The sequence below is a fragment of the Streptomyces sp. NPDC058457 genome (genome assembly GCF_042720695.1).
Taxonomy (GTDB): domain Bacteria; phylum Actinomycetota; class Actinomycetes; order Streptomycetales; family Streptomycetaceae; genus Streptomyces.
Map to the genome: position 1 here is coordinate 1 of NZ_JBHXLU010000017.1, position 11,425 is coordinate 11,425.

At 70.4% G+C, this 11,425-nt stretch carries 15 protein-coding genes and 3 tRNA genes; 5 read left to right on the forward strand and 13 right to left on the reverse strand.

Annotated features, from left to right (window positions below; all coding sequences use genetic code 11):
- Positions 1-41: 41 nt before the first annotated feature.
- From ACFWPS_RS16225 to ACFWPS_RS16255, 7 genes are all read right to left on the reverse strand, one after another.
- The gene (locus tag ACFWPS_RS16225) at positions 42-1,478 is read right to left on the reverse strand and encodes an MFS transporter (protein ID WP_383705408.1); all 1,437 of its coding nucleotides are present in this window, start codon (positions 1,476-1,478) and stop codon (positions 42-44) included.
- Between the two features lie 102 nt (positions 1,479-1,580).
- Positions 1,581-2,162: a TetR/AcrR family transcriptional regulator gene (locus tag ACFWPS_RS16230; RefSeq protein WP_383705410.1), complete on the reverse strand. Its 582-nt coding sequence runs from the start codon at positions 2,160-2,162 to the stop codon at positions 1,581-1,583.
- Positions 2,163-2,327: 165 nt separating this feature from the next.
- Positions 2,328-2,756, reverse strand: coding sequence for a MaoC family dehydratase (locus ACFWPS_RS16235; RefSeq protein ID WP_383705412.1), 429 nt, complete (start codon positions 2,754-2,756; stop codon positions 2,328-2,330).
- Positions 2,757-2,763: 7 nt separating this feature from the next.
- Positions 2,764-3,225 (reverse strand): MaoC family dehydratase N-terminal domain-containing protein, encoded by a 462-nt coding sequence (locus ACFWPS_RS16240; protein ID WP_383705414.1) that lies wholly within the window; start codon positions 3,223-3,225, stop codon positions 2,764-2,766.
- Between the two features lie 116 nt (positions 3,226-3,341).
- Entirely contained in the window at positions 3,342-3,506 is a 165-nt protein-coding gene (gene rpmG, locus ACFWPS_RS16245) for a 50S ribosomal protein L33 (protein WP_003948671.1), read from the reverse strand.
- Between the two features lie 90 nt (positions 3,507-3,596).
- Positions 3,597-3,669, reverse strand: a tRNA-Met gene (locus ACFWPS_RS16250).
- Between the two features lie 46 nt (positions 3,670-3,715).
- Positions 3,716-3,788 (reverse strand) — tRNA-Thr (locus ACFWPS_RS16255).
- 266 nt (positions 3,789-4,054) lie between these two features.
- Between ACFWPS_RS16255 and ACFWPS_RS16260 the strand changes: the two genes are divergently transcribed.
- Both ACFWPS_RS16260 and ACFWPS_RS16265 read left to right on the forward strand, forming a co-directional pair.
- A complete protein-coding gene (locus tag ACFWPS_RS16260) occupies positions 4,055-5,323 on the forward strand; it encodes an amidohydrolase family protein (protein ID WP_383705416.1) in 1,269 nt (422 codons plus the stop codon).
- A gap of 189 nt (positions 5,324-5,512) precedes the next feature.
- Positions 5,513-6,169, forward strand: a complete 657-nt coding sequence (locus ACFWPS_RS16265; RefSeq protein WP_383705418.1) for an NAD(P)H-binding protein — start codon at positions 5,513-5,515, stop codon at positions 6,167-6,169.
- 10 nt (positions 6,170-6,179) lie between these two features.
- Here ACFWPS_RS16265 and ACFWPS_RS16270 read toward each other — a convergent pair whose 3' ends face one another.
- Positions 6,180-6,392 carry a hypothetical protein gene (locus ACFWPS_RS16270; protein ID WP_383705420.1) on the reverse strand — a complete coding sequence of 71 codons (213 nt, stop codon included), beginning with the start codon at positions 6,390-6,392 and terminating at the stop codon, positions 6,180-6,182.
- Between the two features lie 206 nt (positions 6,393-6,598).
- Positions 6,599-6,680 (reverse strand) — tRNA-Tyr (locus ACFWPS_RS16275).
- A gap of 227 nt (positions 6,681-6,907) precedes the next feature.
- On the opposite strand from ACFWPS_RS16275, the gene ACFWPS_RS16280 reads away from it, so the two are divergent.
- Positions 6,908-7,396, forward strand: a complete 489-nt coding sequence (locus ACFWPS_RS16280) for a YajQ family cyclic di-GMP-binding protein (RefSeq protein WP_383705422.1) — start codon at positions 6,908-6,910, stop codon at positions 7,394-7,396.
- A gap of 99 nt (positions 7,397-7,495) precedes the next feature.
- Here ACFWPS_RS16280 and ACFWPS_RS16285 read toward each other — a convergent pair whose 3' ends face one another.
- Positions 7,496-7,762 (reverse strand): GlsB/YeaQ/YmgE family stress response membrane protein, encoded by a 267-nt coding sequence (locus ACFWPS_RS16285; RefSeq protein WP_089099838.1) that lies wholly within the window; start codon positions 7,760-7,762, stop codon positions 7,496-7,498.
- 145 nt (positions 7,763-7,907) lie between these two features.
- Here ACFWPS_RS16285 and ACFWPS_RS16290 point away from each other — a divergent pair, with 145 nt between their 5' ends.
- Positions 7,908-9,209, forward strand: coding sequence for an APC family permease (locus tag ACFWPS_RS16290; protein ID WP_383705424.1), 1,302 nt, complete (start codon positions 7,908-7,910; stop codon positions 9,207-9,209).
- A 93-nt stretch (positions 9,210-9,302) separates the two neighbouring features.
- Here ACFWPS_RS16290 and ACFWPS_RS16295 read toward each other — a convergent pair whose 3' ends face one another.
- Both ACFWPS_RS16295 and ACFWPS_RS16300 read right to left on the reverse strand, forming a co-directional pair.
- On the reverse strand, positions 9,303-9,869 hold the full coding sequence (locus ACFWPS_RS16295) for an SMI1/KNR4 family protein (RefSeq protein WP_383705427.1): 567 nt from the start codon (positions 9,867-9,869) through the stop codon (positions 9,303-9,305).
- 136 nt (positions 9,870-10,005) lie between these two features.
- A complete protein-coding gene (locus tag ACFWPS_RS16300; RefSeq protein WP_383705719.1) occupies positions 10,006-10,296 on the reverse strand; it encodes a YccF domain-containing protein in 291 nt (96 codons plus the stop codon).
- A gap of 118 nt (positions 10,297-10,414) precedes the next feature.
- Between ACFWPS_RS16300 and ACFWPS_RS16305 the strand changes: the two genes are divergently transcribed.
- Positions 10,415-10,816 carry a YccF domain-containing protein gene (locus ACFWPS_RS16305; protein ID WP_383705430.1) on the forward strand — a complete coding sequence of 134 codons (402 nt, stop codon included), beginning with the start codon at positions 10,415-10,417 and terminating at the stop codon, positions 10,814-10,816.
- A gap of 339 nt (positions 10,817-11,155) precedes the next feature.
- On the opposite strand, the gene ACFWPS_RS16310 is transcribed toward ACFWPS_RS16305, so the two are convergent.
- Positions 11,156-11,425 (reverse strand): tetratricopeptide repeat protein (locus tag ACFWPS_RS16310; RefSeq protein WP_383705433.1); only part of this gene is annotated, 270 nt, incomplete at its 5' end.

Consider the following 11,425-nt stretch of genomic DNA (forward strand, 5'->3'; position numbering starts at 1 on the left):
GGGCCCCACGCGCGCGTGCCGTCAGCCGTCGTCAGCCGTCGTCAGCCGCCGACGGTCTCCAGCGCCGGGGCCGGCTCCCCCTCGGAGACGAGCCGCGCGGCGCTCCGCCGGCCGGGGATGACCAGGGCCGCGATCCCGGCGAGGACCACCACGGCAGAGCCGGTGAACAGGGCGGGCTTCAGTCCGTCCACGAAGCTCTGGGCGCTCTCGTAGCCGCCCTGGGCGGAGAAGATGGACGACATGACCGCGACGCCCAGTGCGCCGCCGACCTCGCGCAGCGCGTTGTTGGCGCCGGAGGCGATGCCCTGTTCCTGCGGTCGTACGGCGGACATCACCAGGTTGGCGGCCGGGGCGAAGTACAGGGCCATGCCGATGCCGCTGACGATCAGTCCGGGCAGCTGGGCGCCGTAGGAGGCGTCGGCGGTGACGACGGAGGCCAGGTAGCCGAGCCCGGCGGCCTGCAGGAAGAGTCCGGCCGCGACGACCGGGCGGCCGCCTATCCGGTCGGACAGGATGCCCGCGATCGGCGCGACGATCATCGGCATGCCGGTCCAGGGCAGCATCCTGAGGCCCGCCTCGGTGGGCGAGTAGCCGAGCACGCCCTGCATGTACTGGCTGAGCAGGAAGATCGACCCGAACATCCCGAGGAACATCAGCAGGCTGGCCGCGTTGATCCCGGAGAAGGCGCGGGAGCGGAAGAGCCGCATCGGCAGCATGGGGTTCTTGGCGCGGCTGCCGTGGAAGACGAAGCCCACGAGGAGGGCGGCGCCCGCGAACAGCCCGGTGAGCACGAGCGGGCTGGTCCAGCCGTCGGCGGGGCCGCGGACCAGGCCGTAGACGATCCCGAAGAGGCCGCCGCTGGCGAGCAGGGTGCCGGGGACGTCGAGCGGGGCGCCGGTGCCGTGGGACTCGGCGAGGCGGAGGCGGGCGAGCGGCAGCAGGGCGAGGCCGAGCGGCACGTTCAGCCAGAAGATCCAGTGCCAGGAGACGTGTTCGGTGAGGCTGCCGCCGATGAGCGGCCCGGAGGCGACCGCGAGCCCGTTGACGGCACCCCAGATGCCGTACGCCATCCCGCGCCTGGCCTCGGGCACGGCCGCCGTCAGCAGGGTGAGCGTGAGCGGCATCATGATCGCCGCGCCGACGCCCTGCACCGCACGGGCGGCGATCAGGGAGTCGATGCCGGGCGCCATGGCCGCGGCGGCGGAGGCGCCGGTGAAGACGGTGAGCCCGGCGAGGAAGAGCCGGCGCCGGCCGAAGCGGTCGCCGAGGGCGGCGCCGAACATCAGCAGGACGGCGAAGGTGAGCGTGTAGGCGCTCACGGTCCATTCCAGGTCGTCCAGGGCTCCGCCGAGGTCCTTGCGGATGGAGGGCAGGGCGGTGGTGACGACGAGGTTGTCGAGGGCCGCCATGAATCCGGCGACGCTGGTGATGACGAGCGCCCATCCGGCGCCCCCGCGGCGTGCGGTCTCTTGTGACATCGCTCCCCCAGAGCATGTTCCGTATTGGGTGTTGAGTTAGTTATTGCTCACTAATTTTCTGGCCCACGAAAAGGCCCGGACCGGGAACGGCGGACCGCCCCGTCACCCGTCGCTGCACTTGTCCAGCCGCCCCGTGGCCCCGGCGTCCGGGAACATCCCCTGCCAGACCCGGTGTTCGGGCGGAAACCCCATCGCCGAGTAGGTGTTGATGAGCATCCCCTTGGCCAGGAAGGCCGTGGTGGCGTCGACATCGGCCCCCGAGAGCAGATGGACGGCGTCCCAGAGCCGCATCCAGCCGTCCCGCACCAGCTCACCGAACTCGCGCTCGCCCTCCGCCTCCGCGGCCGCGACGGTGATGTACGTCTGCATCTGCATCTGGAGCCGCTCCGGCCGCTCCTGGATCAGCCGCACATACGCCTCTCCCATGGCGCGCAGGGCCTCCTCGCCCTTCAGCCCCTCGGCCGTCTCCTCGAAGACCTCGCGCATGTCGTCGATACAGCGCTGCGAAGCCGCGGCGAACATCGCCTTCTTACCCGGGAAGAGCCGGAAGAGATACGGCTGCGAGACGCCGACCCGCTTGGCGATCGCCTCGGTGGAGGTGCCGTAGTAGCCCCTCTGCGCGAACTCCGCGATCGCCGCACGGATGACGCTCTCGCGCCTCTCCTCGGCACTCATCCTGACCATGCGAAGAAGTTAGTGCTCAATTACTAACTAAGTCAAGGGGCCCCTCGCGAAGTGCTCCTACGACGTGCGCTTCCGGGTACGCGTCCTTCCAGGACGTGCACTTCCACCACACGTAAGGGGCGCCCGCAGTGCGGAGCGCCCCTTACCCGGTCGTCGAGCCGGAACTCAGCCCAGCCGCACGACCGCACGCGACATGCCCAGCACCTTCTGCCCGGCGCTCATCGCCGTCAGGTCGACGCGCACGGTGTTGTCGTCGAGCTTGGCCGCGACCTTGCCGCTGACCTCGATCAGGGCGCCCTGGTCGTCGTTCGGGACGACGACGGGCTTGGTGAAGCGGACGCCGTAGTCGACGACCGCGCCCGGGTCGCCGGCCCAGTCGGTCACCACCCGGATCGCCTCGGCCATGGTGAACATGCCGTGCGCGATGACGTCCGGCAGGCCGACGTCCTTGGCGAACTTCTCGTTCCAGTGGATCGGGTTGAAGTCCCCGGAGGCACCCGCGTACCGCACCAGCGTGGCACGGGTCACAGGAAAGGTCTGCGCCGGGAGTTCGGTGCCGACCTCGACGTCCTCGTATGCGATCTTCGCCGTCATCGGATCCTCACGCCCCCTCTTCCACGTCCGCCGCGCGGGCCACCAGCTTGGTCAGGGCGCTCACCACGAGCTCGCCCGCCTCGTCGTGGACGTCGCCGCGGATGTCGATGACGTCGTTGCCCGCGAGGGACTTGATGGCCTCGATGGTCGAGGTCACGGTCAGCCGGTCGCCGGCGCGCACCGGGCGCCGGTAGGCGAACTTCTGGTCGCCGTGCACCACCCGGCTGTAGTCCAGGCCGAGCTGCGGGTCCTCGACGACCTGTCCGGCCGCGCGGAAGGTGATCGAGAAGACAAAGGTCGGCGGGGCGATCACATCGGAATGGCCGAACGCCTTGGCGGCCTCCGCGTCCGTGTACACGGGGTTGGTGTCACCCACCGCCTCGGCGAACTCACGGATCTTCTCCCGCCCCACCTCGTAGGGCTCGGTGGATGGGTAGGTCCGTCCCACGAAGGACTGGTCGAGCGCCATTGGCCCGGCACCTCCTGATGTCTGCTGTGCTGCCCCACAAACTAGCGGGAAGGGCATCTGCCGAAACGCCGTGAGGCCGCCCCCGAGTGGGGACGGCCTCACGGACGAGCCTGTTGTTATCGCGTCTCGCGGTGCGCAGTGTGCGCGTTGCAACGCGGGCAGTGCTTCTTCATCTCAAGACGGTCCGGGTTGTTACGCCGGTTCTTCTTGGTGATGTAGTTCCGCTCCTTGCACTCCACGCAGGCCAGCGTGATCTTCGGGCGGACGTCGGTGGCAGCCACGTGAGTGCTCCTTGACGAACGGATGGGTTTGGTTTAACGCATAAAAGAGTAGCCGATCGAAGGACCGACCCCGCAATCGGCTACTGTCAGTAGCGGTGACCGGACTTGAACCGGTGACACAGCGATTATGAGCCGCTTGCTCTACCGACTGAGCTACACCGCTTTGATGAGATCGGCCCCCGTCTCGCGACGGGAACCTCTCACACCAGAGCCCCAATACGGAATCGAACCGTAGACCTTCTCCTTACCATGGAGACGCTCTGCCGACTGAGCTATTGGGGCGAGCGATGAAGACATTACACGCTCGGCCGCCGTTCACCCAAATCCGTTTCCCGCCGCCCTTCCCGGCCCCTTCCGCACGGCTCACGGCAGCCTCCCGGACCCCTTCCGGCACTCCCCACGCGCGCGAGGCGGACCGTTCTTCGCAGGTCCGACGGCTGCGGTACGACTATTGCGCTCCTCCCCGCCGCACGCGGCTCGCCACCCTAGGCTCGACTCACTCTGCGTGATCTTGAGTCCAATGCCTGGACCGACCCTCATGGAGCGCGATGCCTGACAGCCAGCCGCAGCCGCCCTCGTCGTCGTCCAACCCGCAGGGTTCCTCGGGCCAGTCCGACCCGGCCACGCTCCTGCTGTGCGGGGCGCGTCTCACCGACGGCCGGACCGTGGACGTACGGCTGGGCTGCGGGCGCATCGAGGCGGTGGGCACGGCCGGCAGCCTGACGGCGGGCGCGCCCCGCGCGGGCGGCACGCGTGTGGACCTGACCGGCTACCTCCTCCTCCCGGCCCCCGCCGAACCGCACGCCCACGGCGACACCGCGCTCTCCACCGAACACGGCGGCCCCGTCTCGTACGAACCCCAGGACGTCCAGCGCCGCGCCACCGAGGCGGCCCTGCTGCAACTCGGGCACGGTGCGACGGCGGTACGCGCGCACGTGCGCGTGGGCGACGTCCAGGGGCTCGGCGCCCTTGCCGCCGTCCTCCAGGCGCGCCGTTCGCTGCGCGGGCTCGCGGAGCTCACGGCGGTCGCGATGCCCCGCGTGCTGACCGGCATCGCCGGCGCCGACGGGCTGGCGATACTGCGGGACGCCGCGAAGATGGGCGCGTCCGTGGTGGGCGGCTGCCCGGACCTGGACCCCGATCCCACGGGCTACGCGGAAGCGGTCCTGGAGGTGGCGTCCGAACACGGCTGCCCTGTCGACCTGCACACGGACGCCACCGACCCGGCCCGGCTGGCCAGGCTCGCGGCGATGGCCGGCGGCATGCGCCCCGGCGTAGTCCTCGGCCCGTGCGCCGGGCTCGCACGCCTGCCCATCGAGGTGGCCGCGCGGGTCGCGGACCAACTCGCCGCGGCCGGCATCACGGTGGTGTGCCTGCCGCAGGGCGGCTGCGGCTCCGTCGACCGCCGCGGCACGGCTCCGGTACGGCTGCTGCGCGCGGCCGGGGTGCGGGTCGCCGCCGGCAGCGGCGCCCTGCGCGACCTGTCGAACCCCGTCGGCCGCGGCGACCCCCTGGAGGCGGCCTACCTCCTGGCCTCCCGCCACGGCCTGCGCCCCGAGGACGCCTACGACACCGTGAGCGCGGCCGCCCGCGCCGCCCTCGGCCTCCCCGAGGTCCGCGTGGAGGCCGGCTTCCCCGCCGAGCTCCTCGCCGTACGCGGCGACCACCTGGCCGGCGCGCTCTCCCTCGCCTACAGCCGGATCGTGGTGCACCGGGGGCGCGTGGTGGCACGCACGAGCGCAGTCCGTGAGTACTGCAACTCGGCAGTGGCGGCGGAACTGGGCCTGCCGCGGCAGGGGCGGGGCGAGTTGTCCTGAGGAACGCGGGCGCATGGCGGGAGCGCGGGCGCCGGCAGGCAGGCGGGGGCGCGGGAGCGCGCGGCACGGGAGCGAGGCACCCCCGCAGGAAGCTCGAACCGGACCGGCGCGCTCGGTGGAACCACGCGTGCGCGTGAGGCGCATGAAGTCGTGCGGCGGATGCGGGTCTTCGGGCGTACGGTCTGAGACATGCGCATTGTCATCGCTGGTGGTCATGGTCAGATCGCGCTGCGGCTGGAGCGGCTGCTCTCCGCGCGCGGGGACGAGGTCGCGGGGATCATCCGGAGAGCCGAGCAGGGCGACGACCTGCGGGCGGCCGGCGCCGAACCGGTGCTGCTGGACCTGGAGTCGGCGTCGGTCGAGGAGGTCTCGGCGCATCTGGAGGGAGCGGACGCGGCGGTGTTCGCGGCGGGCGCGGGTCCGGGCAGCGGTACGGCCCGCAAGGACACGGTGGACAGGGGCGCGGCGGTGCTGTTCGCGGATGCGGCGGTGCGCGCGGGCGTACGCCGTTTCGTGGTCGTCTCCGGGATGGGCGCGGACCCGGCGCACCAGGGTGACGGGGTCTTCGACGCGTACCTGCGGGCCAAGGGCGAGGCCGACGCGCATGTGACCCGGCAGGGTGCCCTGGACTGGACGATCCTGCGCCCCGGTGCGCTGACGGACGCGCCGGGCACCGGTCTGGTGCGTCTGGAGGCGCACACGGGCCGGGGTGCGGTCACGCGCGACGACGTGGCCGCCGTACTCGCGGAGTTGGTGGACACCTCGGCGACGGCCGGCCTGACCCTGGAGCTGATCGGCGGGTCGACCCCGGTCACGGTGGCCGTGAAGTCGGTGGCCGGGAACTGAGTTCTCGTTCTCAGAACAACGGCAGCTGTCCGGGGAAATCGGGCACGACGTAACCGTCCAACGCGGGCTGTACGGCACCGATCCAGGCCTGCTGCCGCGAGCCCGAGCACGAGACCAGTTCCCCGTTCTCACGCGCCCCGGGCGGGTCGTGCCGCGCGAAACGGCCCGCCACGACAGCGATTTCGCGGCGGCACACCGGGCAGGTTCTACGTCGGGTGGACATGTGTTCAGTGTGCCCCCGAGCGTGGCCCACACGACGGACCACTGCCCCTCGGCCGCAGCACCGCCGAAGCACCTACATGATCTTCATCACGCCTCCGCACCCCTCCGCGTCCACGGGGCCCGGTTCCCGTGAAGGCATGCACACGGACACACGACGATGGGCCCGTGACCTGCTAGACAGCAGGTCACGGGCCCATCGTTCCCGTGTGGCGGCGCCAGGATTCGAACCTGGGAAGGCTGAGCCGGCAGATTTACAGTCTGCTCCCTTTGGCCGCTCGGGCACACCGCCGGGGTTTTGCCACCAGCTCGAACCGCTTTTCGGCGGTGCTCCCTGGCAACGACGTAAACAATACCCGATCCACCGGGGTGCTCCGCCACCCGATTGATCGCCGCCCGCGGGACGCGGGATGGCTAGGCTGGTGCGGATGCGGCCCGGTCCCCACACCGGGCTCGGCGGCCGCCGCCGCACGCCGGAACGCATCCCGTTACGCCCCCCGATACAAGGAGCCACAGGACATGGCCGACTCCAGTTTCGACATCGTCTCGAAGGTCGAGCGGCAGGAGGTCGACAACGCCCTCAACCAGGCCGCCAAGGAGGTCTCGCAGCGCTACGACTTCAAGGGTGTGGACGCCTCGATCGCCTGGTCCGGCGAGAAGATCCTGATGCAGGCGAACTCCGAGGAGCGGGTCAAGGCGATCCTCGACGTCTTCCAGTCGAAGCTGATCAAGCGTGGCATCTCGCTGAAGGCGCTGGACGCCGGTGAGCCGCAGCTCTCCGGCAAGGAGTACAAGATCTTCGCGTCGATCGAGGAGGGCATCTCCCAGGAGAACGCGAAGAAGGTCGCGAAGATCATCCGCGACGAGGGCCCCAAGGGTGTCAAGGCCCAGGTCCAGGGCGACGAACTGCGCGTCAGCTCCAAGAGCCGCGACGACCTCCAGGCCGTGATCTCGCTCCTGAAGGGCCAGGACTTCGACTTCGCGGTCCAGTTCGTGAACTACCGGTAGGCAGCGTCGTCGAAGCACGAGAAGGGCGGGTACCTCCTGGTGCCCGCCCTTCTCGTGCCCTCTCGTGCCCTCTCGTGCGCCGGCTCCGGCCGGGGGAGGTCAGTCGCGCGAGTTGCCGAACAGGATGCGATAGGCGATCAGCAGGACCAGCGAGCCGCCGATCGCCGCCGCCCAGGTCGCGCCGTCGTAGAAGTTCTTGGTGATCGGGTGGTCCAGCCAGCGGGCCGATATCCAGCCGCCGAGGAACGCACCCACGATGCCGATGAGGGTCGTGCCGATGAAGCCGCCCGGGTCGCGTCCCGGCAGCAGGACCTTGGCGATGGCGCCGGCCAACAGTCCCAGGATGATCCAGCTGATGATGCCCATGACCTGAACCTGCCCTTCCGCGCTGTGTTCGCACTGTTCCGGCCCTGTGATTTCGGTCTGGGCCGGCTGTGCCGGACAGGTGGTGCCGGACAGGCTGTCCGAGCCGTCCGTTTGCGTCCGTCGCGCGTGTGTTCGTGCCTTGTCGATGACGAGGACGCCTGGGCGATGCCGCACGGTTGCGGTGATCAGTAGGGTGCGGCTCGTGGCTTCTTCCCCTTCCGGTCTGCGGCGCACGCTGGGCGTGCGCGACGCTGTGGTCGTCGGACTCGGCTCGATGGTCGGGGCCGGCGTGTTCTCCGCCCTGGGCCCCGCGGCCCGCGCGGCCGGGTCGGGGCTGCTTCCCGGGCTGGCCGTCGCCGCGCTGGTCGCCTACTGCAACGCCCTGTCCTCGGCGCGCCTGGCCGCGCGGTACCCGCAGTCGGGCGGCACCTACGTGTACGGGCGGGAGCGGCTCGGCGCCTTCTGGGGGTATCTCGCGGGCTGGGCGTTCGTCGTCGGCAAGACGGCGTCCTGCGCCGCGATGGCGCTCACCGTGGGCGCATACGTCTGGCCGGGGCAGGCGCACGCGGTGGCGGTCGCGGCCGTGGTGACGCTGACCGCCGTGAACTACGGCGGCATCCAGAAGTCGGCCTGGCTGACGCGGGTGATCGTGGCCGTGGTACTGGCGGTCCTCTCTTCCGTGGTGGTCGTGTGCCTGACGTCCGGGGCGGCGGACGCGGGGCGGCTGGACATCGGGCTGTCGTCGGGCGTGGGCGGGGTGCTCCAGGCGGCCGGCCTGCTGTTCTTCGCGTTCGCCGGGTACGCGCGGATCGCGACCCTCGGCGAGGAGGTACGGGACCCGGCACACACCATCCCGCGTGCGATCCCGCTGGCCCTGGGGATCACGCTGGTCGTGTACGCGTGCGTGGCGGTGGCCGCGGTCGCGGTGCTGGGCACGGACGGGCTCGGGCGGGCGGCCGCGCCGCTGGCCGACGCGGTGCGGGCGGCCGGGGTGCCGGGGCTGGTGCCCGTGGTGCGGGTGGGGGCCGCGGTGGCCGCGCTCGGCTCGCTGCTGGCCCTGATCCTGGGCGTGTCGCGGACGACGCTGGCCATGGCCCGCGACGGTCATCTGCCTCCGGCGCTGGCCGCCGTGCACCCGCGTTTCCAGGTTCCGCACCGCGCCGAGCTGGCCGTCGGCGCGGTGGTCGCCGTGGTCGCGGCGACCGCGGACGTCCGGGGTGCCATCGGGTTCTCCTCCTTCGGTGTGCTGGCGTACTACGCGGTGGCCAACGCCTCGGCCTGGACGCTGGATCCGGCGCCGCGGGCGCGGCTGGTTCCGGTGGTGGGACTGCTGGGGTGCGTGATCCTCGCGTTCGCGCTGCCGGTGACGTCGGTGGCCACGGGGGCAGCCGTACTGGCGGTGGGTGCGGCGGCGTACGCCGTACGGCGGTGGGCTGTGGCCCGGTAGCCACGGTGACCGCTGCCGTACCGCTACCGCTGCTGCCGCTGCCGCGACCTGCGGCGCAGGACGGTGGCGGCAGCGCTCGAAAGGCCCCGTCTCTCAGGAGGCCTGCTCCTGGGCGGTGCGGATCCGGAAGTCGGCCCAGGGCACCAGGTCCGTGCCCTCGTCGGTCTCCTCGTACCAGCCCGTGCCCGCCAGCCATACGCACAGCCAGTCGGTGAGGCTGGGCGCGTCCACGAACCAGGCACCGTCGGCGTCGTCGGCGTTCGGCTCGTAGAGCAGGACCGTGGCCTGCGGGGTCCGGCAGTCCACGCACGCGTACATGCCGCAGCCCCAGTGGGATATCGGCAGGACGCCCTCGGGCCAGGGCCAGTCCGGATTCTTGCGGCCGTACTCGCGGTTGCCGAGGTACTGGGCGACGGCGGCCGGCTCGCCCGCGGGCGCTGCGTCGAGCAGGGGCAGCAGGCCGTACGACGGACCGAACCCGCCGTCGCCCACCCGCTCGTAGAGCGCGGCGAGGAGGGGCGGCAGAGGGAAGCCCAGGGTCTGACCGGCACGGTCGAGCGTGGCGGCGTCGACGGGCGCGGGGAGCGAAGGCCAGCCCCATGGGCGGGAGTTGTGGGCCTGCGCGGTCACCCGTGTCAGCAACTGCTCGATCTCGGTCATGGCTTCATGATGCAGGCCGCCACTGACAACCGGGCCGGCCTGTGGACAACCTCCCGCCGACGCTCCGGCCTGTGGACAACTCGTGGGCCGGAGGCGTCGGACGGGGTCGGTTTTCTTTGTGGTGGACGAGGAGCGCTCAGCGGGTCGCGAACGGCTGGTCCGTGGGGACGATCTCGCGTCCGAGCGGGAGCAGCGAGACCGGGATCAGCTTGAAGTTGGCGATGCCGAACGGGATTCCGATGATCGTCAGACACATCGCGATGCCGGTGACGATGTGGGCGAGGGCCAGCCACCAGCCCGCGAGGACCAGCCACAGGACGTTGCCGATGCAGGACGGGGCACCCGCGTCGCGTCGCTCCACGGTCGTGTACCCGAAGGGCCACAGGGCGTACACGCCGATTCGGAACGCCGCTATGCCGAACGGGATCGTCTCGGGACGTTCCCAATCACGCTACAAGGGCGCTGCGCTTCCGCCTGGACGCCTGACCGGCTGATACTTGTGGCAGCAGGCATGCCGACGGAGTGACCTGGAGAGGGTACCGACCATGAAGGTGTTCAACCTGCTGCTCAACATCCTGTGGCTCGTCTTCTGCGGCTTCTGGATGGCGATCGGCTACGCGATCGCAGCGCTGATCTGCTTCGTCTTGATCATCACCATCCCGTTTGGCATCGCGTCCCTACGTATCGCCGGCTACGTCCTGTGGCCGTTCGGGCGGACCACGGTGGAACGACCGGACGCCGGCGCCGGATCCTTCATCGGCAACGTGATCTGGGTGATCTTCGCGGGGTGGTGGCTGGCCCTGGCCCACCTGATCACGAGCATCCCGCTGTTCCTGTCGATCATCGGGATCCCGTTCGGGTGGGCCAACCTGAAGCTGATCCCGATCTCCCTCATGCCTTTGGGACGCGAGGTAGTAGCCACGGACCAAGGGTTTGGCGGGCGCTGACCACTCTGGGTTCGCGGCGGCCGGGAACCGAGTGCGCCTGCCGATCGCGGTCCGACCACAACTTACGGGCAGTCCGCGCTCCGAGTGATCCGAGGCCAAACGGAACCGCGGACCGCCTGATCTTCCTGGCAGAGGACGGTTGAACCGTTGGAGTCAACGATTTGCTGGGCGTGCCATAGCGGATCCGCAGACGGAAACTTGGCGACAACTGTGTGACAGCGGGAAGAAGCTGCTGCTGACGGTCAAGAAGTCTGCGACCAGCGGAACGCTTCCTGACGTGAGTGAGATGCACCGGTGCATCGTGGAGGCCCTGAAGGGCAGCTAGAGCTGGCTGATGGCTCACACGTCGCCGTTGAGCGCGTCAAGGATTTGCTGGCAGATTTCGGCCCACTGGCTTATGCCGATCTCGGCGTAGAGATCTCTTGCTGTGCGAAACCCGGTGGTGGCCTCGTCGTACCGGTTCAGCATGTGGTGGGTGTGGGCGAGGCCTTGGGTGACGTTGGCCTGGCCGAGGCGGTCGCCGATGGTCCGGTAGATGGCCAGGGCGTCCTGGTAGGCGGTGGTGGCCTCGTCATACCGGCTCAATTCCAGATGGGTGTCGGCGAGGCC